Annotated in this window: 17 protein-coding genes; 13 read left to right on the top strand and 4 right to left on the bottom strand. The window is 68.3% G+C overall.

Annotation, left to right across the window (positions count from 1 at the left end):
* Positions 1-159 precede the first annotated feature (159 nt).
* Positions 160-771 (top strand): HAD family hydrolase, encoded by a 612-nt coding sequence (locus tag GobsT_RS28850; protein WP_010048196.1) that lies wholly within the window; start codon positions 160-162, stop codon positions 769-771.
* Positions 772-887: 116 nt separating this feature from the next.
* On the top strand, positions 888-1,700 hold the full coding sequence (locus tag GobsT_RS28845) for a sigma-70 family RNA polymerase sigma factor (RefSeq protein ID WP_232068426.1): 813 nt from the start codon (positions 888-890) through the stop codon (positions 1,698-1,700).
* 300 nt (positions 1,701-2,000) lie between these two features.
* Here GobsT_RS28845 and GobsT_RS28840 read toward each other — a convergent pair whose 3' ends face one another.
* Entirely contained in the window at positions 2,001-2,390 is a 390-nt protein-coding gene (locus GobsT_RS28840; RefSeq protein ID WP_010045633.1) for a PilZ domain-containing protein, read from the bottom strand.
* A 331-nt stretch (positions 2,391-2,721) separates the two neighbouring features.
* Between GobsT_RS28840 and GobsT_RS28835 the strand changes: the two genes are divergently transcribed.
* Both GobsT_RS28835 and GobsT_RS28830 read left to right on the top strand, forming a co-directional pair.
* The gene (locus GobsT_RS28835) at positions 2,722-3,525 is read left to right on the top strand and encodes a segregation and condensation protein A (protein WP_010045632.1); all 804 of its coding nucleotides are present in this window, start codon (positions 2,722-2,724) and stop codon (positions 3,523-3,525) included.
* Between the two features lie 35 nt (positions 3,526-3,560).
* On the top strand, positions 3,561-4,358 hold the full coding sequence (locus GobsT_RS28830; protein ID WP_010045631.1) for an SDR family NAD(P)-dependent oxidoreductase: 798 nt from the start codon (positions 3,561-3,563) through the stop codon (positions 4,356-4,358).
* Between the two features lie 111 nt (positions 4,359-4,469).
* On the opposite strand, the gene GobsT_RS28825 is transcribed toward GobsT_RS28830, so the two are convergent.
* Positions 4,470-5,135: a HEAT repeat domain-containing protein gene (locus tag GobsT_RS28825; RefSeq protein WP_010045630.1), complete on the bottom strand. Its 666-nt coding sequence runs from the start codon at positions 5,133-5,135 to the stop codon at positions 4,470-4,472.
* A 303-nt stretch (positions 5,136-5,438) separates the two neighbouring features.
* Here GobsT_RS28825 and GobsT_RS28820 point away from each other — a divergent pair, with 303 nt between their 5' ends.
* Positions 5,439-6,431 (top strand): ROK family protein, encoded by a 993-nt coding sequence (locus GobsT_RS28820; protein ID WP_010045629.1) that lies wholly within the window; start codon positions 5,439-5,441, stop codon positions 6,429-6,431.
* 330 nt (positions 6,432-6,761) lie between these two features.
* Complete coding sequence (locus GobsT_RS28815) at positions 6,762-7,199, top strand: hypothetical protein (RefSeq protein ID WP_010045625.1); 438 nt, start codon at positions 6,762-6,764, stop codon at positions 7,197-7,199.
* 41 nt (positions 7,200-7,240) lie between these two features.
* Here the strand turns inward: GobsT_RS28815 and GobsT_RS28810 are convergent, their stop codons facing one another.
* Positions 7,241-10,030: a sigma-70 family RNA polymerase sigma factor gene (locus GobsT_RS28810; protein ID WP_010045624.1), complete on the bottom strand. Its 2,790-nt coding sequence runs from the start codon at positions 10,028-10,030 to the stop codon at positions 7,241-7,243.
* Between the two features lie 178 nt (positions 10,031-10,208).
* Between GobsT_RS28810 and GobsT_RS28805 the strand changes: the two genes are divergently transcribed.
* The 7 genes from GobsT_RS28805 (at position 10,209) to GobsT_RS28775 (ending at position 18,191) form a co-directional block, all read left to right on the top strand.
* A complete protein-coding gene (locus GobsT_RS28805; protein ID WP_010045623.1) occupies positions 10,209-12,875 on the top strand; it encodes a bifunctional YncE family protein/alkaline phosphatase family protein in 2,667 nt (888 codons plus the stop codon).
* Positions 12,876-12,923: 48 nt separating this feature from the next.
* Positions 12,924-13,844, top strand: a complete 921-nt coding sequence (locus tag GobsT_RS28800; protein WP_109570796.1) for an ROK family protein — start codon at positions 12,924-12,926, stop codon at positions 13,842-13,844.
* Between the two features lie 24 nt (positions 13,845-13,868).
* On the top strand, positions 13,869-14,456 hold the full coding sequence (locus GobsT_RS28795) for a Uma2 family endonuclease (RefSeq protein ID WP_010045619.1): 588 nt from the start codon (positions 13,869-13,871) through the stop codon (positions 14,454-14,456).
* 9 nt (positions 14,457-14,465) lie between these two features.
* Entirely contained in the window at positions 14,466-15,119 is a 654-nt protein-coding gene (locus GobsT_RS28790) for a phosphoribosylanthranilate isomerase (RefSeq protein WP_010045617.1), read from the top strand.
* A 103-nt stretch (positions 15,120-15,222) separates the two neighbouring features.
* Positions 15,223-16,194, top strand: coding sequence for an ROK family protein (locus GobsT_RS28785; protein WP_010045614.1), 972 nt, complete (start codon positions 15,223-15,225; stop codon positions 16,192-16,194).
* Positions 16,195-16,316: 122 nt separating this feature from the next.
* Positions 16,317-17,087 (top strand): histidinol-phosphatase, encoded by a 771-nt coding sequence (gene hisN / locus GobsT_RS28780; protein ID WP_010045612.1) that lies wholly within the window; start codon positions 16,317-16,319, stop codon positions 17,085-17,087.
* A gap of 315 nt (positions 17,088-17,402) precedes the next feature.
* Positions 17,403-18,191 carry a hypothetical protein gene (locus tag GobsT_RS28775; protein ID WP_010045610.1) on the top strand — a complete coding sequence of 263 codons (789 nt, stop codon included), beginning with the start codon at positions 17,403-17,405 and terminating at the stop codon, positions 18,189-18,191.
* 173 nt (positions 18,192-18,364) lie between these two features.
* On the opposite strand, the gene GobsT_RS28770 is transcribed toward GobsT_RS28775, so the two are convergent.
* Positions 18,365-22,396: an LVIVD repeat-containing protein gene (locus tag GobsT_RS28770; protein WP_010043293.1), complete on the bottom strand. Its 4,032-nt coding sequence runs from the start codon at positions 22,394-22,396 to the stop codon at positions 18,365-18,367.
* Between the last annotated feature and the right edge of the window lie 326 nt (positions 22,397-22,722).

Genomic DNA, 22,722 nt, shown 5'->3' with positions numbered 1-22,722 from the left:
GTTCGTCCGTTCGTGTTGCGGCCTGTGTGGATGCAGAGCGGGCGGCTTCGCCGAGTTGGACGAATCACAATGATATGACGCCGAACCGGCCCGACAAGTTGGCGCGGGCGGGTAAACTGGTCCGTAGGACCGCCTTACCACGCACGCCACGAGCGCGACATGCAGACCCACGTTTGGACCCCGCCCCCGGGCACCGCCGCCCTCATTTTCGACTGCGACGGGACGCTCGCGGACACGATGCCGGCTCACTACAAGGCGTGGCTCGCGCTCCTGGGCCGGTACGGCATCCCGTTCCCCGAGCCGCGGTTCTACGCGATGGGCGGGATGCCCACCGCCAGCATCATCCGGGTGCTCGCCAGCGAGTCCGGCGTCGCGGTGCCGGACGTGGACGGCATGGTGAAAGAGAAGGAGGACACGTTCCTGACGTTCCTGGACGCGGTGGAGCCGGTCGAGGCGGTGCTGATGATCGCGGCGGCGCACCGCGGCAAGGTGCCGATCGCGGTGGCCAGCGGCGGGTACCGCGACACCATCACCCGGACCCTGGACCGGCTGAACGTGCGGGACTGGTTCGACGCGATCGTGACCGCCGAGGACACGGCCCGCCACAAGCCCGACCCGGACGTGTTCCTGGAGGCGGCCCGGCGGTTGGGCGCGGAGCCGGCCCGGTGCGTGGTGTTCGAGGACACCGACATCGGGCTGGAAGCGGCCCGGCGCGCCGGGATGCTGGGGGTGGACGTGCGGCCGTGGGTCGCGCGCGGCCCACGGCCGTGACCGCGGCCGGGCACGGAGAATGCTGCGAAGTGGCCCCTTGCGTGACGCGACCGGCTCTGGTTCAATCAACTGCGGCGCGGCGCCCGATGCGCCCGCGCGACGGCCCGGAGAAACCGATGGGCATCTCTGCTCCCGGCGGCACCGCCATGTCCGCCTACCTGCGCGAGATCGACCGCACCCCGCTCCTGTCCGCCACCGAGGAGCGCGAGCTGGGCGGCCGCATTCTCGACGGCGACCCGGCCGCGCGGGACCGCATGGTCCGCGCCAACCTGAGGCTGGTCGTGAACCTGGCCCGCGGGTACACCGGGCGCGGGCTCTCCCTCGACGACCTGGTCGCCGAGGGCAACATGGGCCTGTTGCGCGCCGTCGAGGGGTTCGACCCGGGCATGAGCACCCGGTTCAGCACCTACGCCAGCTTCTGGATCAAGCAGAGCATCCAGCGCGCGATCGTGAACACCGCCCGCACGATCCGGGTGCCCACGTACATGGCTGCGCTGGTGGCCCGTTGGCGCCGCGCCACTGCCGCCTTGGGTGACGAACTGGGCCGGGCGCCCGCCCCGGAGGAGGTGGCGGGGCACCTCGGGCTGTCGCGGCGGAAGCTGGCGATGGTACAACTGGCCCTCAAGGTGGCCGGCGCCGGGACGCAGGCGGACGACGCCGAGGGCGGGCTGGAGGGGCTGATCCCGGACACGCGCGACTCGGGCTCGGACGCGGACGCGGCGGAGCAACTCAAGCTCGTGTTCGAGCAACTCGACCGGCTGAACCCGCGGGACGCGGACGTGCTGCGGCTGCGGTTCGGGCTGAGCGGGGAAGAGCCCAAAACGCTCAAAGAAGTCGGGGAGGCGCTGGGCCTCACCAAGGAGCGGGTGCGGCAGATCGAGAGCGCCGCACTGTCCGCGCTCGCGACCGGGCTGGTGGACCGCGTCTGACGCCGCGAGCCAAGGTCTTAACCGAACGCAGAAAGGGGCCGCTTCGCCCCGGGAACGGTCGTGCGGCACTCTTCAACCGGATTCCAGTAGTTTCAAGTTGGCGACCGCCTTGATGAGATCAATCGCGGACCCCGGGCACACCCACGTTACACCCGCCTGCTGACGCAGGCGGTTCGACGAGCCACGGTCGAACCGCCTGCGTCAGCAGGCGGGTGGCGCACTAACACCGCCAACTTGAAACTACTGGACTCCACTTGGAGCTTGGAACCTGGAACTTGAAACCACTGGCTTCGGTACGCGTCAAGCGCTCAGAGGCGCGGCGGGCAGCGGGCGTGAGGCGTCCGGCGTCACGAACGGTGCCATCTCGTCGGCCGACAGGGACCGCTCGAACCGGGCGCCGACGAAGTAGTCGCCGGTCGAAACCGGGCGCACGTGGACGACGATGAGCTCCACCGTGAGCCGCTCCGTGCCCACCTCCATGACCAGTTCGGCGGGCACAAGTTCACCTTCCGCGGGCGGGTCCGCCATCAACATGCTGACGCCGGTCGCGGACAGGTCCCACACGAGCCCGCTGGTGCGGCGGGCGTTGGCGGGGCCGACCCGGCACACGGTGCCGAACGCGGGCTGGAAGCGGGCCGAGCGGCGGCGCTCGTGGGCTCGGGTCGGGACCGCGTCGAGGAGCTGGTTCATGAGTGTCGGCCTGAGGGGGGCAGGTCACGTAGATGTTCACTGGGACCATAGAACTCGGCGCAGCGAATTTCAGGTCCGGCAAGTAAGAACAGGGTAGAACTTCTTCGCGCCCGCGACGGAATTCAGTGGCCGACGTAACCGCGCTCCCCGGAGTGAACAACAACGGCCCGGTCTCGCACTCGTGAGCCGGTCGCATGCGTCAGTCTTTTACAATTACCAGAGTAATGTAATCGGACCTCCGGTGCCGAATCAGGCCGAAGAATAACCGACGTGGGACGCGCGATTCCTACCCGCCTGGACATTCCGGCGCGGGGTGTTATGTTGCGGCGGTATGTCGCACCTCGTCCGGCTCGATGCGTTCCACGGCCCGCTCGACCTGCTTCTGTACCTGGTCAAGCGGAACGAGGTGGACGTTCTCGACATCCCGATCGCCGCCATTGCCGAGCAGTTCCTCGGTTACGTCCTGGCGGTCAAAGAGCTTGACATCGAGTTCGCCGGTGAGTTCCTGGTCATGTCCGCGACGCTCATGGAGATCAAGAGCCGGACGCTGCTGCCGGCCGACGCGCAGTTCGCGCCCGACGACCAGCCGGACCCGCGGCGCGAACTCGTCCGGCAGTTGCTGGAGTACCGGAAGTTCAAGGACGCCGCCGCCGCGCTCGAGGCGCGGGCCGAGGAGGCGGCGGGGCGGCTCGCGCGGGTCGAGCCGCCCGACCCCAACCCGGTCCGCGACCGCACGCCGAACGTGCGCGCGGTGGAGCTGTGGGACCTGGTCAGTGCGTTCGCGCGGCTCATGCGCGAGACCCAGGCGCTCCAGCCCGCGACGATCGCGGTCGACGACACCCCGCAACACGTCCACGAGGCGCAACTCCTGGAACGGGTCGCGGCGGCCGGCGGGCGGCTGCCGTTCCGGGACGCGTTCCCGCCGCCGCACACCAAACCGCGGCTCATCGGCATCTTCCTCGCCGTCCTCGAACTGATCCGGCACCACGGGCTGGGGCTCGACCAGCCCGAGCCGACCGGCGACATCTTCCTCGTCGCGGCTTCGGCCCTGCCGCCGCTTGAACCGGTCGACGAACCGGTCGACGGACCACCAGCAGACGAGCCGCCGGCGCCCGAACCGGCTAATGTGTCGTAACGCCCGCGCTACCGCACCCACCCGAACCCACCACTATGTCCACTGCACCCGCGGCGCGCCCGGTCGCGCTCGTGACCGGGGCCAGCGCCGGGATCGGCGCCGAGCTGGCGCGACTCCTCGCGCCGGACCACGACCTCGTTCTCACCGCCCGCCGGACCGAACCGCTCCAGGCGCTCGCGGCGGAGCTGACACGAACGCACGGGGCTGTGTGTCGCGTGCTCCCCGCGGACCTGTCCGAGCCGGGGGCCGCGCGGCACCTGTTCGAGGCGGTGCGGGCCGCGGGGGGCGGCATTGAGGTGCTGGTGAACAACGCCGGGTTCGGCGACATCGGCGCGTTCGCGGGGGCCGACCCCGGGAAGCTCCTCCGGATGGTTCAGGTGAACGTGACCGCGCTGACCGAACTCACCGCCCTGTTCCTCCCGGAACTCGTCGCGCGGGGCCGCGGGCGCGTGCTGAACGTGGGGTCGGTGGCCGGGTTCCAGCCGGGGCCGTTCATGGCCGTGTACTACGCGACCAAGGCTTACGTGAACTCGTTCTCGGAGGCGCTGCACAGCGAGCTGCTCGGGACCGGCGTGACGGTAACGGCTCTGTGCCCCGGGCCGGTGGCGACGGAGTTCCTGACGGTCGCGGGGGCCGCGACCGGCGGGTTCAGTGCCGGCCAGGCGCTCAGCGCTCGCGCGGTTGCGGAGGTGGGGCTTCGCGCGATGAAGGCCGGCCGGCGGATGGTCGTGCCGGGCTGGCGGAACCGGATGCTGTTGTTTCTGGAGCGGTTCGCGCCGCGGGGGATCGTGATCCGCGCCGTGAAGCTGATGCTCTGGCGCCGGGCCGGCTGAGGAGTTCGTGTTGAACGTGACGCGCAGAACCCGCCCGGCTGCTCCCAACCGGGTGGGCGCCGGGGCGGGTTCGCCGCTTCACATGGGAATGGCTCGCATCGCGTTCCGAAATCAGCCGGCCGCCATCGCCAGAGCGGGCAGGATGGTGGTGGCGCCCGGGTCACAGCGGGCCGCTTCTTCGGCCGCGGCCCGGATCGCGCCGGTCACCTCGTCGTCGTCGGGCGCGAGGTGGGTCAGGAGTCGGGTGCACCGGTCGCGCACGTCCGGGTCGGCGACCCGCAGCCCTTCGAGCAGCGCCGGGACCGCCGCTCGGCCCACGCGCTTGAGCGCGGTCGCGGCCACCACGCGGCTCCGGGTTTCGGGCTCGGACAGCAGCGCCACCAGCCACGTCACCGCGGGGCCGGCGGCCGGGCCGAGCCGCCCGAGGGTGCCGGCGCAGTCGCGGCGCACGCTCGTGTCGCAGTCCCGCAGCCCGGTAATGAGCACGGGCACCGCCGGGATCGCTTGCACCCCGAAGTCGCCCAGCGCCCGGGCGGCCCGGCGGCGCACCCGGGAGGACGTGTCCCGCAGCCCCTTCGAGAGCGCCGCCACCCGCTTCGGGGCCGGCACCGGCAGGTCCGCGAGCGCCACCACCGCCAGCTCCCGCACCTGCGGGTTCGGGTTGTTCTGGGCTTCGACCAGCACCTCGTAAGCCACGTTGGTCTGCGCGTCCGGCAGCCCGTGGACGAGGATCGTGAAGACCAGCTTGTGCATCACTTGCGGGGTGAGCGGTTCCATGTGCCGGAGCTTCCGAGCGGGGCGACCGCTGAGCGGGTCGCGGGGTGGGCTTACATTCTCCCCAACCGTAGGTCACGGCCCGCGGCCGGGGCGCGCGGAACCGGGCAATTTGCCCCGGCCGCGGCCGGGCGTTAGCGCCGGCGACCGCTGTTAACCGCCGTTAGCGCTTCACCTGTCACAACCGTGATGCCGTCGGTAAAACGGGTGGAACGTGTGCGGCGTTTGGTGTCTCGTGTTTCGTTCCGGGACCGGCAACGCACGGGCCGCCGGCACCGGCACCGCACACCCACCCACGAGGTAACGATGGCCGCTCCGGAAAATTACGTCGGGCTCGATGTCGGCGGCACCACCATGAAGGCCGCCGTGGTGACCGGGGCCGGGGTTCCGCTGTCGAAGCCGGTGGTGATGGACACCAACCCCGAGCGCGGCCAGGAGGAAGGGCTCGAGACGATGTGCGAGACGATCCGCCGGGCCGTCGCCGCCGCCGGCCTGACCCTCGCCGACATCGCCGCCATCGGGGTCGCAACTCCGGGCCTGATGGACATCAAGGCGGGCCTGATCCTCGACCCGCCGAACCTCAAGCCGTGGAAGAACGTCCCCGTTCGCGACCACGTCGCGCAAGCGTTCGGCAAGCCCACGGCTTACCAGAACGACGCCAACGCGGCGGCCTACGGCGAGTTCTGGGTTGGGGCCGCGAGCGACGCGCGGAGCATGGTGCTGTTCACCCTCGGCACCGGGGTGGGCGGCGGGATCATCATCGACGACCGGATCATTGAGGGCGAGCACAGCCACGGGGGCGAACTCGGGCACCTGCGGATCGCCATGCCGGACACCGGGCGGCAGTGCGGGTGCGGCGCCCGCGGGTGCCTCGAGGCCTACGGCAGCGCCACCAACGTGGTGCGCCGCGCCCGCGAGGACATGGCGTGCTGGCGCGGCCCGGCGAGCAAGCTCCGCAACTACTACACCGCCAACGACGAGGACTTCACCGCCAAGGTCATCTTCCAGCACGCCGCCGAGGGCGACGAGCTGGCGCTCAAGGTGGTGGACGACACCGCGTACTACCTGGCCCTGGGCGCGTGCGCGGTGATCGCCACCGTGGACCCGCAGGTGATCGTGTTCGGCGGCGGCATGGTGGCCGCCGGCGAGTGGTTCCGCTCGAAGATCGACAACTACGTGAAGCGGTTCGGGCTGCCGTTCCCGACCAAGTCGGTCAAGATCACGTTCGCGAGCCTGGGCTCCGACGCCGGGTTCATCGGCGCCGCCGGCTGTGCCCGGCTGCTCGCCCGCGGCAAATGAGCTAAGAACGGGTGAGAGCGTGGGCGGATGGTCGCGGCTCGTTCCGGCCCACACGAGCCTCGTGCTCATGAAGACAAGTTTTGACAGGATTAACAGGATGAACGGGATAAAGATAGATCCTGTTCATCCTGTTGATCCTGTCAACATCTTCTGGGCCACTCTATTGAGCTTTGGTGGTACACTCCCTCGCCTGGGGGCCGCCGTGCCAACCGAAGTGGGGGCCATTCTGTCGCGCGTTCGAGAGCTGTTCTGGGTCCCTGTTCCACTTCCCGCGGTGCGCGGCGGCGCGACCAGGTGACCTCGGCTCGGGGCATTTTCCGGGGGTAGCGGATGTCCGCATTCGACGACGAGTTCGGCCCGCCGGAACGCCCGGTGGCGGCCCTGAAGCGGATCGCCCGCTACCAGCGGTGGCTGATCGCGGTGGTGCTGGGGCAGCTCATCCTGTGGGCCGGGTTCGTTGCGCTGGCGTTCGTGAGCCGGCGCGGCCCCGCCGTACAGTTCCCGATGGTCTTGACGTTCATTTTGGGCGCCGTTGGTGCGGTGTTCGTGTTCCTGCTGTCGTGGGAACTGAAGGGGCCGTTCGCGGCGTTCATGTTCGCGGCGGCGACGGTGCTCCCGTGTATGGGCCTCATCATCCTGACGCTGGTGAACAGTTACGCCAACGCTGAGTTGAGGAGGAACGGGGTACGGGTGGGGGTGTTCGGAGCGAGCGAAAACTCGATCACCGACCGGCCCTCGCTCTACGATGACGAGGACGCCGGTTGGTGAGGGCTTTCGGTCACTGGTGATCGGCGCAATTCCCACTGTCGTTAATTCTTCGGTGCTGCGATGGTATTCTCGACGTCCCAGGAGTAGCCGAAACCGGTGCTGCTGAATGTGAACAGCCGCTTGCCGTCCGAGCTGAACGTGGCGCCGCGGCCGTGTACTGAGAACTCGCACTCGAGCTTCGCCAGCCGCTTACCCCTGCCGCCGGTATCCCAGAGCGCGACGTAATACCCGCCCCGAGCCGACGCGAGCAACTGTTGCCCGTTCGGCGACAGCGCCAGCGCCTGGATCGAGAAGGGCAGGTACAGCGGTTGATGCAGGAACGAAAAGCGCCAGTCGCCGCCGCGGGCCACGTTGATTCGGGTGCGGACTCGTCCCTTGCGCGGGTCGATCAGGCACACGTTGCCCCCTGGCGCGCTCGCCGCCAGCGTGTTGCCGTCGCCCGCCCACGCGAACCGCATGATATCGCCGAACCGGCGGTTCGCTTTCTCCTCGGGGTCGACCTCGACGCGAGCGGTTTCGCGTCCGGTCGCCACGTCGGTAATGACCGCCTCGCCGTGTTCTTCCGTTGCCAGTAATGTCCCGTCAGGGCTGAGCGCCGCGTGAATGTTGGACGCCGCAAGTTGATCCGTGTGCTTCCCGGTCTTGAAGTCCCAGAGGCGCGTGTTCTGCGGGTAACGCGAGATAACCATGCGATCGGTGGCGGTGAACCCAAGGGGCAGTAACGGCCAGTGCGACCGGTACTCTCTGTCTTTCGCGCCGTCTCGCTTTTGTGCCCGCAGTTCCTTCCCGTCCGTTGTGTCGTACACGCGCACGGCGGCGCGGTCCTTTGTCAGGTCGATACCGTTGTAAACGACCTCGGCCGCGCCGAGCGTGCGCCCGTTCGGGCCGAACACCAGTTTATGAACCGGGTCACCGCTTTCGCGCACGACGCGCTCCAGCCTGCCGGTGGCGGCGTTGAGCAGGTCGATGCGCCCGCTCGCGTCGCCGACCGCCACGAACTTGTCGTCCGGCGAGAGCGCGAACGCGGCGTCGCGGTAGCGGCCCGGCACCGGGCGCTCCCGCCCGGTCTGGCGGTCGAACACCAGCACGCGCCCGATGTCGCAGGGCACGAGAACGGTCCGGCCGTCGGGCAGCGGGGCAATTGTGAGCGGCGACTGTGACGTTCCGGGGGCGAACCGTGGCAGTTCAAGGAACGTGGCGGCGTCCCACCGCATGAGATCGTTGCCAGGGAGCTTGAGCCAGAACTCGCGCCCGTCGGGCGTGAAGGCGGCACCGTACCCCGATCGCTCGCCATCGGTCGGCTGGGGCGGCGCCGGGAGCCGCTTCACCAGCGCCCGCTTCGCCACGTCCCACACCTCGACCGCGGCACCATACCTCGTCATCAGAACAAAGCGTGTGCCGTCGGGTGAGAACGATACCTCGGGCTCAGAACCGACGGCGGTATCGAGCCGGTGCAGGTCCACCCCGGTGGTCGCGTTCCCCAGCACGAGTGTTCCGGCCCCGGCGCGTCCGGTGTGCCGAAGGTAGTGCTTGCCGTCGGGTGACAACGCGATCGCGTTCGGCACACCCACGGCGTGCTTCTCGGCCCCGGTGACCGGATCGAAGAACCGGAGCTCTTCCTCGTCTGAGAGGGCCAGCAGGCCGTCCGGGGTGAACGCGCAGAAGCCCTGCCACACCCAGCCGTCGCGGTCGAACCGGCGCGTCAACCGGCCGGTCGTCAAATCCCACGTGAGCGCGAGCTTTCCGTTTTGCGCGTACGCGAGCCGGTTGCCGTCGGGAGAGAACGCGAGCGACTGGCGCTTCTGCCAGGCGTCCGGGCCTCCGTCTGCCGCCAGCGTGTGCAGCAGGCGCCAGGTCGTGCTCTCGTACACCCGAACCGTGAGCCCGTCTCCCAACGCCAGGCGCGTGCCGTCGGGCGATCGGGCGGCCGAGAAGATGCGATCGGGGGCACTGAAGTGCATACTTCCGAAGCGGGCCACGGCGCCGGCCGGCAGCGGCACATCTGGGAGGCCGGCCGGGCGCTCGAGCGCTACTGCCGCGCGTGGGGGCGGAGCGACCTCGGGCGGCGCGTGCCCGGCCGTGACGAGCGCCACGCCGCACGCGGCAACCGCCGCTGCGACGGCCGCCCAGACGGACACGGCGCTCCGCATGGGTACACGCCGTGCGGCGTCGGCAACGGCCTCCGCGAGGGGGCGCGGTACGTCCGCCCGGAGCCCGTCGGGTGCGAGCACCGCGCACGCCGCCAGGGCCGGCGCCAGCCCGCGCCGCGTCAGGCGTTCGCGAAGCAGCTCACGTCCCTCGCTCAACCGCCGCTTCAGGGTGCCGAGCGGCACGCCGAGGACGCTCGCCGCTTCGTCGCGCGTGAGACCGTCGAGCCAGCACAACAGCACCGGGCCGCGGAGCTTGTCGGGTAGCGCGTCCAGTTCCTCGTCGAGTATCCGCCGCACGTCCCGCCAGACCACCGTCGCGAACGGGTCGGTGGGGGCGACCGGTTCCGCGGTCCCGTGGGGCGCAGGTCGATGTCGGGGGCGGACTTGGCGCGCGGTGCGGAGGGCGACCCGGTGGAGCCACGCGGGCAGGGTGGCGGGGTCGCGGAACGAACCGGCCCTGCGTGCGAGCGCCAGGAACACCGTTTGAAAGGCGTCGTCGGCGTCGGGGGACTGGCCGAGCACCCGGCGGCACGTGCCCAGCACCAGCGGGCCAAACTGTCGCACCAGGGCGGCGAACGCGTCCGGGTCGCGCCCCGCGGCATACCGCGCCAGTAGTTCCGCCGGTGGGGCAATGCGTCCGGCGAGTGCGCGGCGGGCGATTTCGGCGGGCGTGGCGGGCATGCGGCACCTCCGGGAATTGTGTTACCCCACAGGTGCTTCAAGGGCGCTACCGCGGCCCAATAAATTGCCGGGCGGGTGGGGAAGAAGCTCTCCGCTCGCACCTTCGCGCCATCTTCGCGCCGCGCCCGCCGCGACTTCGCACAATAACCGCCCCCTCCATCCTCTCGGGGACATCAACATGCACGCGCAATCGCTGTGGGCCGCCGGGCTGCTGCTCGCGGCCGGGGTCGGACTGTTCGGCGTCACCGCGCCGGCCCAGCCGCCGGCCAAGGGCGAGCCGAAAACGGAATCCAAGCCGCTCGAACGGGTGCTGCCCGGGCTGCGCCGCGACGGGTTCGTGCAGCTCCCGAACCAGTGGTCCCTGAAGCCCGCCGGCCGGCACATCGAGACCGGCGACTTCCCGGTGAACATCGCCCTCCACCCCACCGGCGAGTTCGCCGCGGTGCTGTGCGCCGGGTACGGCCCGCACGAGATCGTGATCGTTGACCTGAACCCCGAACGCACTCGTGTGCTGTCGCGCGTGCAGGTCCACCAGGCGTTCTACGGCCTGACGTGGAGCCCCGACGGGAGGCAGGTCTTCGCCAGCGGCGGCGAGGACGAAACCGTTCACGTGTTCGACTTCGACAAGGGGTATCTCACCAAGGGTAAGGCCCTCGACGCGAGCATTCCCAAGAAGAAGGGCGTGGTGGGCGGGCTGGCGTTCGACCCGACCGGCAAGGACCTGTTCGTCGCGGTCCCGTGGGCCGACGCCGTGGTCCGCGTCCCGCTCGTGAATCCCGACAACAAAAAGGTGATCCCGTTCAACCCCGAGCCGGCGAAAAAGGAGCCGGGCAAGGGCGAGCCGCCGTCCCCGCCGGACGGGCGCAAGGAGGAGAAGCCCAAAGCGAAGGCCCCGAGCGAGGAGCCGAAGGAGCCGGAGCCGCAGGTGTACCCGTACACCTGCCTCGTCGAACCGGGCGGTAAGCGGTGCTTCGTGTCGCTGTGGGCGCGGGCGAGCGTGGCCGTCATCGACCTGGAGACGAACGCGGTGGTCGAGACCTGGCCCACCGCCGAACACCCGACGGAGATGGTCCTCGCGCCGAAGGGGGACGCGCTCTACGTCGCGTGCGCGAACTCCACGAAGGTGAGTGTGATCGACCCGGCCACCGGCAAGGGGCTGCAAACGATCAACTGCGCGCTGTACCCGAACGCGCCCAACGGTAACACCCCCAACAGCCTGACCCTCACGCCCGACGGCGAGATGCTGTTCGTCGCCAACGCCGACGCCAACAACCTCAGCGTGTTCGCCGTCAAGGACCGCACCAAGGCGGTCTCGCTCGGGTTCGTCCCCACCGGCTGGTATCCCACCAGCGTGCGGTACAACGCCAGCGACAAGCAGCTCTACATCGCGAACGGTAAGGGCCTGTCGTCGAAGTCGAACCGCAACGGCCCGAACCCGCTGGTGCCGCAGTCGCGGAACCTGAACGAGTACATCGGCCAGCTTCTGAAGGGTTCGTTGACGGTGATGCGGGTGCCCACGCCCGATCAAATGGCCACGCACAGCAAGACCGCCTACGCGTGCAGCCCGCTCCGCAACGACAGCGCCGTGCGGGCCGATGCCGTCGAACCCGGTAACCCGATCCCGAAGAAGCTCGGCGAGGCGTCGCCGATCAAGTACTGCATCTACGTCGTGAAGGAGAACCGCACCTACGATCAGGTGTTCGGGGACATCAAGGAGGGCAACGGCGACGCGTCGCTGTGCCTGTTCCCGGAGAGCGTGACCCCGAACCACCACAAACTCGCGAAGCAGTTCGTGCTGCTCGACAACCTGTACGTGGACGGTGAGGTGTCCGCCGACGGGCACGAGTGGACGATGGGCGCCTACGCGACCGACTTCGTCGAGAAGATCTGGCCGCTCAGCTACCGTGGCGGCAAGATCTTCGGGTACCCGAGCGAGGGGGCCAAGGACCTGATCGCCCGGCCCAGCGGCGGCTACTTGTGGGACAAGTGCGCGGAGGCCAAGGTGAGCTACCGCGCCTACGGCGAGTGGGTCAACAACGGGAAACGCCGCCCGGACGGCGGGTTCGAGGACGGCATCCCCGCGGTCCCGGCGCTCGAGGGCAAAATCGACCCGCGGTTCCGCGGCTACGATCTGGAATACACCGACGTGAAACGCGCCGAGCGGTTCATCAGCGAGCTGAAGCGGTTCGAGCAGACCGGCGAAATGCCGCGGATGCAGGTGGTGCGGCTGCCCAACGACCACACCGCCGGAACGAAGGTCGGGGCGCCCACGGTCACCGCGATGGTGGCGGACAACGACCTCGCGCTCGGGCTCCTGGTGGAAGCGGTCAGCAAGAGCAAGTTCTGGAAAGAGACCGCGATCTTCGTGATCGAGGACGACACCCAGAACGGCCCGGACCACGTGGACGCGCACCGCTCCGTGGCGCTGGTGGTGTCGCCGTACACCAAGCGCAAGTTCGTGGACAGCACGCTCTACTCCACGACCAGCATGCTGCGGACGATGGAACTGATCCTCGGCGTCAAGCCGATGAGCCAGTTCGATGCCGCGGCGCGACCGATGTACAACTCGTTCACCGCGAAGCCGGACCTGTCGGGCTACTCGCACGAGGCGCCGAAGGTGGACCTCACCGAGAAGAACAAGCCCGGCGGGTTCGGGGCCGCGTGGATGGAGAAGCAGAACCTCGCGAAGGAGGACACGCTGGACGACATCCTGTTCAGTGAGATCATCTGGAAGGCGGTGCGGGGCCAGCGGAGCCCGATGCCGCCGCCGGTGCGGGCCGCGTTCTTCGTGCCGCTGAAGGCCGCGAAGAAAGATCACGACGACGATGACGATGACGAAGATTGAGGAAGTCGGTAGGGTCTCCCTGTATCCACGGGTACAGGGAGGCTACGCATGTTCCTCGGGATCGAGATCGGCGGTACGAAGCTCCAACTCGGACTGGGGCACGGCGACGGTCACATTCACGCCCTCTGGCGCGGCACCGTAAACCCTGCAGAGGGCGGCGAAGGCATCCGCAAGCAAATCATCAGTGCCGTGCCGGAACTGCTCGCGAAAGCGAACACCGATCGCGGTTCACTGAAGGGCGTCGGAGTCGGGTTCGGCGGACCCACCGACGACCGCAGCCAGACGGTTATCAAATCACATCAAATTCAGGGCTGGGACGGCTTCCCGCTCGCCGATTGGGTCAGCGACCTCGTGGGCGCGCCGGCGGTACTGTGCAACGACGCCGACGTAGCCGGGCTTGGTGAGGCGCTGTTCGGCGCAGGGAAGGGGCTGTCGCCGATCTTCTACATCACGGTCGGCACCGGCGTGGGCGGCGGGCTCATCATCGACGGTCAGATCTACCGCGGCGTCGGAAGAGGGGCCGCAGAGATCGGGCATTTACGTGTGCCTTCGAGTGGCGGGCCGGTCGAACAGTATTCGTCTGGCGCGGCCATTGAGGAACGTGCTGCATGGATCGCAACTCCTCTTTTTACGCAATTGAAACGGAACGGGCGCATCACAACGAAAGACGTGGCAGCAGCGGCACGTAACGGAGACCTGACAGCACAGGCACTTCTGAGCACAGCAATTGAGCTGCTTGCGGAAGGGATTGCGCAACTGATTACCTTGCTGTGCCCGCGACTCATCATCATTGGTGGTGGCGTTTCCTTGATGGGACAGGAGCTTTTCTTCAATCCCCTCCAAGCGGCTGTTGCAGACCGCACATTTCCGCCCTTCGCCGGGCTGACCGACATCGTACCCGCGGCGCTGGGCGAGGAGGTGGTAATCCACGGCGCGCTGGCGTTGGCGCGGCAGAAGTTCGGCGGGTAACCTGTGCGAAAAGGAGGCGCCCCAATGACCGTCGAGGAATTCTGGGAGTTCGTCCACCGCCCGGAACACGAGCCCCGCTCGTTCCACCTCATCCGCGGCACGGTTGTTGAGGAGGCGCGTCCGGAAAGGCTGCACGGCGTTGTTGCCGTCCGGCTCGGTTCGTTTCTGGAAGAGTATGCGCGGCGCATTCGCTTTGGGTACGTCGTCTTGGCGTCCGGAGTGATCCTGGCTCAGAATCCGGTAACCGTTATCGGGCCGGACGTCGCTTACTTCACGGATGTGAACAGGTTCGAGGACCTGCCCCCCAAATGGGGCGACGTGCCGCCTGTGTTGGCGGTGGAGGTATCGTCCCCGAGCGACAATACCGGAACCACGAACGAGAAGGTCCGCGCGTGCCTTGCGAACGGCGTAAAGGTTGTTTGGCAGGTCGATTACGAAGAGCGGAACGTTACGGTTTATCGTCCGAACAAGGTGATGGAAGTGGTGCGTGAGAGCGGCGAGTTGACCGGCGGGGACGATCTGCCCGGACTGGTCATCCAAGTCGCGGACATCTTCAAACTGCCCGGGGGCCGCAATCCGCCCCCACCTACTTCTCCGCCGGCCGGGTCGTAAAACGACCGCATGGTTCGCATCAAGATCTGCGGCGTCACCACGCCCGAGGACGCCCGGTTCGCGGCCGAGGCCGGGGCCGACGCGGTCGGGCTGAACTTCTACCCCCAATCGCCCCGCTACATCACGCCCCAGCAGGCCGCCCCGCTCGTTCGCGCGCTGCCAGCGTTCACATCGGCCGTCGGCGTGTTCGTCGGTATGCCGATGCGGCAGGCGTGTGCGATCGCGTTCCAGCTCGGCTTACGGGGCGTTCAGAGCTACGACGACCACCCGCCGACCGAGGACACGTTCCCCTTCGCGCACGTCCCCGCGTTCCGGGTGAAGGATCGGGAGGGACTGGAGGCGGTGCGCCGGTTCGTGGACGCCGCAGTGGCGGCGGGGCGCCCCCCGTCGGCGGTGCTGATCGACTCGTTTGTGGTCGGGCAGATGGGCGGCACCGGGCACCGCGCCCCCTGGCAGTTGCTACAACAGTTCGATGTCGGCGTGCCGCTCATCCTCGCAGGCGGCCTGACACCGGAAAACGTGGAAGAGGCCGTTGCCACCGTTCGGCCGTGGGGCGTCGATGTCGCCAGCGGGGTCGAGCGCGCGCCGGGCGTCAAAGACCCGGACAAGGTGACGCGGTTCGTGCAGAACGTGCGGCGCGCCGCGGCGGCCGTCCGCACATGAGTGCGGCATTGTTTCTCATTGCGGAAGCGCAACCCGGTCTTACAATAGCGGCGCCAGGACGGCTCGCGGCCCACGACCGGACAGACCCTCACGGAAGCCCGGCATGAGCACCGGATACTGGCTCGGCGTCGACCTCGGCGGAACCAAGATTCTCGCCGGGCTGTTCGACGACGACCTGCGGTTACTTGCGCGATCCAAACAGCCCACCGCCGCCGACACCGGCCCGGCGGGCGTGTTCGGCAACATCGTCAAAGCCGTCGACGCCGTGGTCCGCGAGTCGAACGTCGACCCGGCCCAGATCCGCGGGATGGGGATCGGCGTCCCGGGGCAGATCGAGCTGGGCACCACGCGGGTCAAGTTCGCGCCCAACCTCGAGTGGCGCGATGTCGACGTGCGGCCGTTGATGCCCGCGTCCTGGCGGTGGCCGCTGGTCGTCGAGAACGACGTGCGGATGGGCACCTACGGCGAGTTCGCCTACGGCGCGGCCAAGGGCGCCCGCAACGTGCTCGGCGTGTTCGTCGGCACCGGCGTGGGCGGCGGGCTGATCCTCAACGGCGAGCTGTTCACCGGGTTCAACGGCAACGCCGGCGAGATCGGGCACCTCGTCGTCCACTGGCGGCGGGGCACGCACCTCGAAGGCATCGCCGGCCGTAAGTACATGATGAAGCGGGCGAAGGACAAGCTCGACGATTCCCCCAAGCGCGTGCGCAAGGAATGGAAGGGCGTGGACCTGAGCGCCGTCCGCAGCTCGCAACTCGCCGAGTACTACCAGAAGGACGACCCGATCGCGGTCGAACTGGTCGACGACGCGGCTCGCGCCCTGGGCGGCGCGCTGGGCGGGCTCATCAACTTCGTCAGCCCGGAGGTGATCGTCCTCGGCGGCGGGGTGACCGGCGCGCTGGGCGACAACTTCATCGAGCGGATCTGGGAGATCGCCCAGCGGTACACGCTCCCGGGCGCCGCCGCCGGCGTGCGGTGCGTCGCGGCGCAACTGGGCGACGACTCGGGGATCGTCGGCTGCGCGGCCTACGCGAAGAGCCGGACGCCGGTGGTGGCGCCGACGGAAGTGGTGTGAGTGTGCGCAATGCCCGGGTTCTCCCTGTCGCGCGGGGACGAACCGCCGGAGGGCCGTGTTGCGGCGGCGCGAAGGTACGGTTTGGCCCCCTCCCCAGCGGCGAGGGGCGGGAGTAGGTGCTGATGAACGCGGACTGGCGCAACCGGTACGACCTCGCCGTGAACGTGGCCCAAAAGGCCGGCGACCTCGCACGAGCCTACTACGAGTCGACGTTCCAGGTCGAGCATAAGGCCGACAGCAGCCCGGTGACCGAGGCCGACAAGAACGCGGAGAAGCTGATCCGCGAGGCGGTCACCGCCGCGTTCCCGGACGACGGGTTCCTGGGCGAGGAGTTCGGCGACCAGCCCGGTGCCAGCGGGTACCGGTGGATCATCGACCCCATCGACGGCACTAAATCGTTCATCCGCCACGTGCCGATCTGGGCGACGCTGGTCGGGCTGGAGCACAAGGGCGAGCTGATCGGCGGCGTGGTCTATATCCCGGTGTTCGGGATGACGTACCGCGCCCTCCGCGGCGACGGCGCCTACCACAACGAGCGCCGCATCCGGGTGTCGAACGTGTCCTCGCTCGCCGAGTGCTCGCTGTGCTACTCGAGCATGGGCTGGTTCACCCGGTCCGGCCGGGAGCAGGCGTTCCACAACCTGTACAAGCAGACCCAGCGCCAGCGCGGGCACGGCGACTTCTACGGGTTCGTGCTGGTGGCCGAGGGCGCCGCGGACGTGATGATCGAACACGGGGTGAACCCGTGGGACGTGGCCGCGACCAAGGCCATTGTCGAGGAGGCCGGCGGCACGTTCACCGACTGGGGCGGCGTGCCCACTATCCACACTCCCGACGTCGTCGCCACCAACGGCAAGCTGCACTCCGACGTGCTGGCCATCCTCCGGGGGTAGGGATAGAAGAGTTCACCACGAAGAGGGACGCCGCGGGTGGATGGAAGAGGGGACTAAGAAAACAGAAATAACAGGTTAAAAGCGAAGCGATTGGCGCCGTTGGGCACCAAGAATGCGGGCAACTAGCTCCCATTCTCGGTGCCCAACGGCCTTTGTTATTCTCAACCTCGTCTCCGTCGCTTTTGTGTTTCCCTTGTGCCTCTGCGGCGGCCTTCCGTTCCTCCTCTGGACGAACGGACACTTCGCGGGAACAATACCAGAGTCGGTTCTCGCCACCCTGCCTCACCTACCTTTCCCGACGGAGTTGCTCCAGTTATGCAACGTTTCTCGTTTGCCTCCCTGTGCGCGGCGGTTGTGCTCGCCGGCACCGGCTTCGCTGCCTCGGCTGATGACAAGTGGGTTACGGTCAAGGGCCAGGTGCTGTTCCCGAAGGACAAGGACCTGCCCAAGCGCGGTGAACTCAACGTCACCCAGGACAAGGAACACTGCCTGAGCAAGGGCGCGCTGCTCGACGAGTCGGTCATCGTGAACCCGAAGAGCCGGGGCGTCAAAAACGTGGTCGTGTACCTGCGCCCGGACGACACCGACCTGAAAGCCGAGTTCAAGAAGGACCAGTTCCACCCGGACGACGCCAAGCGGAAGCCGGGGGAGGTGGTGATCGACCAGCCGTGCTGCGTGTTCGTGAAGCGGGTCACCGCGGCCCGGGTGGGCGACACGCTGGTGGTGAAGAACCCGTCCCCGGTGGCGCACAACTTCTACTGGGAGAGCGGCAACAACGGGTCCCACAACCCGAACCTGCCCAAGCAGACCGACTGGACGATGCCGACCCCGCTGGTCAAGGAGTCCGCGCCGATCCAGTACAAGTGCTCCGTTCACCCGTGGATGACCGGCTACGTGCGCATCTTCGACCACCCGTACTACGCGGTCACCGACGAGAACGGGAACTTCGAGATCAAGAACGTCCCGGCCGGCAAGGTGCGGATCGTGTACTGGCACGAGAACGGCCTCCGCGGCGGGGTGAAGGGCCGCGCCGGCGAGACGATCGAGGTCACCGGCCCGACCACCGAACTGAAGCCGACCGACTTCGACGTGTCCCCGAAGTAATGTGACCGGCCGCGAAACGCGGCAGATAAAGACAGATTGGCCACAAAAAAGCACACAGGGCACAAAAGAAAACCAAGACAGAAGAAGTGTTTGAACTCACTCTTCTGTCTTGGTTTTCTTTTGTGCCCTGTGTGCTTTTTTGTGGCCAACCTGTCTTCAATCCGGGCCGTTGCTTACTTCTGCCGGCGCTCCTCGTAAAGGGCGTCCTTCGGGTCGTCGCTGACGTACCACGGGGTTCCGTTCCGCAGGTACATCTTGTGCTGCTCCTTCTCGTTCAGCGGGCGGGCGCCGACGCGGCCGAACACGCCGATCTGGTTGCCGCTCTCGTCCACCGCGCGGTCGCGGTCGAGGGCGCGGGCCACGTTCAGGATGTGCCCGCCGTGCGGCAGCCGGTACGTCGCCACCAGGCGCGGGGTGGGCTTGGGGCTGAACCCCTCGTACCCGGGCGTCTCGGGCGAGAACAGTTGCACCACCCGTAGCCCGTTCTTCCCGTCCGCGACGTAGGCGAACAGACTGTTGTACGTGATCGCCAGCTTCACGTCGTGGCAGTCGTTCATGTGGCCGCCGGCGGTGAACGCCGTTTCGAACTTCGGCTCGGCGGCGTTCTGGATGTCGAAGATCATGAGCCCGCGCGGCCCGGCCGCCACGTAGGCGTAGGTGCGGCCCAGGTAGACGCTGTGGGCGTCCGGCAGCAGGACCTTCGACTTCGGCACCGGCCGCGCCAGGTCGGTGATGTCGAGCACCTTGAGGCCCTCCTCGTCGCACACGTAGGCGTACCGGAACTGGGTCGCCACCATGTGCGGGTGCTTCAGGTGCTTCTCGCCGACGACGCTCGTCACCTTCGGCTTCTTGGGGTCGTCGATGTCGATCACCACCAGCCCGGCGTCGCACGACACGTACACGTAGTGCCCGACCACGTGCGCGTGCTTGGCCCCGTACAGCAGCCCGTCCGGGTTGAAGCACACCTCCTTCTTGAGGAAGTTGTTGACCGGGTTGCCGTCGAGCGTGGTGGCCGCGCCGATCAGGATCAGCCCCTCGTACTTGTCGCAGACGTAGAGGTACCCGAACAGCGGGTGGATCGGCTGCTCCTTGTTGCCCGGGATCATCTTCCGCGTCGGGTCCACGGCCGGGGTGCAGGGGGCCGCGACGTAGGTCGCGTACTTCGTGTCCACGTAGAACTTCTGGCCCAGGGGCGACACCGGGGCGGTGGTGATCCGCTCGGCGAACGCCTTGTCGTCGATGAACGCGATGTCGAACACCCGGACCCCGCCCTCGCCGCACGCGGCGTAGCAGTACTCGCCGCGGTTCTGCACCATCAGCACCTCGGACTTCTTGAGCGGGCGCGTCACGCCCTTGGCGATGTCGCGGCCCGGGTGCTCGTGGGCGTTCTTCAGGAGCCCGCCGGCGGCGGCGTGCTTCTTGTAGTGGTCCGGGTACGCGTAGTAGTGCAGGTCGCTGCCGTACACCGCCTGCGGCTCGCTGTTCTCGGTCACCTGGACGCCGAACAGCCCCTCCTCGCCGGCCGCCACCCACGTGTACCGGCCCATGAAGTTCATGACGCCCGTGCCCTGCATCAGGAGCTGGGCCATCCACGCGTTGTTGTCGTTCTTCTTCGACAGGTGGCAGTCGCTACACTGCTTGGTCTCGCCCACCCCGCTGCCGCGGACCGTGTGCGGCACGTTGGTGCTGAACGCCTGCCCGCTGTACCCCTCGGCCGACAGCGTCTGCTGCTGGACGTAGATCGACTCGCGGTTCCCGTTGGCCGAGGTGACGTGGATCGCGCAGCTCGACCGGGCCGGGTTGATCTTGTTGCCGGTGGCGTCGCCGTCGCGGGCCAGCATGTACACGTCGTCGCGGAGCGTCTGGAAGTTGTACGCGGTGTAGTTCCGCTGCGTGTCCCCGTCGGCGTGCAGGGTCGGGGCCTTGACGTTGGCCCGCTGCGGCAGGTGGCACCCGAAGCAGCTCGGGTTCCAGGCCGAGTGGCACGTCATGCAGGTCATGTTGTCGTTCGAGTGGGCGCACTGGCCGTCGGCCGGCAGCTCGCCCCACACCATTTTCCCGGTCGCCTTGTCGACCCGCACCGTCTTGGCGTGCGCGGCCTTCTCGTTATACCGGGGGTGCCCCTTCGTGATGACGTCCTTCGTCTGCACCAGCTCCCACTGGAGCCCCTTCTGCACCGAGCTGTTCTGGAAGTACCGCCGGGTGCCGTCCGGGGCCTCGCGGACCTCGAACCGCGGGACCCCGAACGGGGTCTTCATGGCGAGCAGGTTGCGCCCCAGGCCGTCCGGCGCCGAGGTGTAGCTCGCGGGGCCGCTGGTCTTCAGCGTGGCGTGCCGGGCCGGGGTGCCGTGGCAGTCGATGCACGCGATCTCGGTGGCCGCGCGGACCTCCATGTGCAGCCGGTTGTTGCCGTGCATGTCCTGCGAGAAGTGGCAGTCCACGCAGTGCATCCCCTTCTCCAGGTGGATGTCGAGCATGTGCACCGGCTGGCCGCTGCGGCACGAGTCGCCGAGCGCCTGTTCCGCCTTCTTCGCCTCCGCCGACCCGGTTTTGGGGTCCGGGAACCGGTGGTCCTGGTGGAACGCCCGGGCCTTGTTCGACCAGTCCACCGCCGCGGCCATCTTCGCCGCGGTGGGCGGGCCGACGAACCGCCCCTGGTAGTCGGTCCAGTGCCCCTTCTTGTCCTTCTTGAACACCGCGCGGTACGCCCACCCGTGGCCGTGGAAGTCCGCGAAGTGGACCTTCGACAGGTGCGGGTTCAGGTCGGCCAGGTTGGCGGTGAACTCGGGGTCCGCGAGGTGCCCCCGGGCGGCCGACTCGTTCGGGTTCCGCAGCATCGAGCGGATCAGCTCCTCGGCGGTCGGGTTCTTCTGCTTGGCGGGGTACATGTGGCGCCCGTCCGACTCCTCGTCGTACCACATGAACCCGAGGTAGCTGTTCATGACCGTGGTGCCGGGGTGCATGTGGCACACCATGCACTGGCTGGTCGGGATGGCGTTGGTGAACTTGTGGTCGATCGGGTGCCCGGGCTCGTTCTTCGGGATGGTCGGGTCGGGGTTGGCGGTGAGCCCGCGGTTGCCGAACTTGGCGTACGAGCCGGAGTGGACCGGCGACCGGTCGTTGGCGTAGGGCACGTGGCACGCGCTGCACCCGCTGGAGCGGTAGTCGCCGGGGTTGTCGTTGGTGCCCAGGAAGTTGAGCGTCGGGTCGAACAGGCGGGTCTTGCCGGCGCTGACGAGCACCGGGTCCGTGCGGTTGCTGGTGCCCAGCCCGCGCAGGCTCAGACGCACCCGGGTGCGGCCGGGCTCGTCCATCCGCTCGGGGATGCCGATCTCGGGCAGGAACCGCCCGCCCGGCTCGAAGATGCGGAGCACGTTGCCCGGCTGGCTCATCTCGAACCGCGGCAGCGGCACGAGCTGCGCGACGACCCCGCGCTTCTCCTCTTCGGGGGTGGGCGGCGGGTACGTCTTGAGCATGAGCGACGCGCCGTTCATGCCGTACGCCTCGCCCACGATCGCGCGCTTCACCGGCAGGGTGCCGTTGTTGTACGCCGCGGCGCCCCACAGCATGCACCCGGTGGCCATGATCTGCTTGCGGTTCGTCTGCACCTCTTTCGGGTGGCACCCGGCGGTGCCGCACGAGATGTGCGCGATGCGGAAGTCGCCCGGGTTCATGAACCGGACGAACGCCGGCGACTCGTTGTTCAGGAGCGTGTAGGACCGAACCGGGTTGCCCGACGACGGCCAGAACTGCGGCATCGACGGGAGCACGTGCGCCCGGTTCTTGTCCGTGGTGGTGGCGTCCCCGCCGTGGCAGTCGGTGCAGCCGATGCGGAGCGTGTCCTTGCCGTGCGGGTCGCCCACCCCCTTGTGGCACGCCATGCACCCGGCGGACTTGGCGTAGGCCTCCGCGGGCGTTTGCTTCATCAGCTCGACGTTGGCCAGTTCCGGCGGCATGGGGAACGGGTCAGACGGGTCGGTGGACCATTTGGGGTCTTTGGGGTCGCGGGTGCCGTCGCCGGCGGCCGGGAGGACCGGGTTGGTCGGGTGCTTCGGCGCGGGCGGCTGCTTGGCGTAGGCAACGGCGGCGCACACAGCCAACGCCAGGAGAACCGGCAGGAACAGAACAGCCGCTCGCCCCGCCTTCGTGCGGCGCGGGCGCCCGGCGGGCGTGCGGCCGCGGGCCGATGTGTGGACCGCGTCCATGCGGTACTCCCCCAAGTGTACACGGACTGGCGCAGAGAACCGGCGGCTATACCCGAACGCGCCCGGGCGTCAAGGAAAATGTCGGGCGGTTCGTGTACGGAACCTGGGGGCTTTGGGCCGTTGAGACGTGCCCGCTTCTCGGCGATTGCGGCTTGGACAGGTGAAAGAGCGGTCGATCGGCCGATCGGGGGTTTGCGCTTCGGGGCCGGGGCAACGTGACCAGGGACCCGAACGGCGCGTCGGCTTGCTGTGAAGGCGCACCGCGCCTTGGTGACGCGGGTACAATTGGACGGTTGCGTTCGTCCGCGAGGTGATGCGATGCGTTC

The organism is Gemmata obscuriglobus (assembly GCF_008065095.1).
Lineage (GTDB): Bacteria > Planctomycetota > Planctomycetia > Gemmatales > Gemmataceae > Gemmata > Gemmata obscuriglobus.
This window is presented reverse-complemented; position numbering and strand designations above follow the sequence as displayed.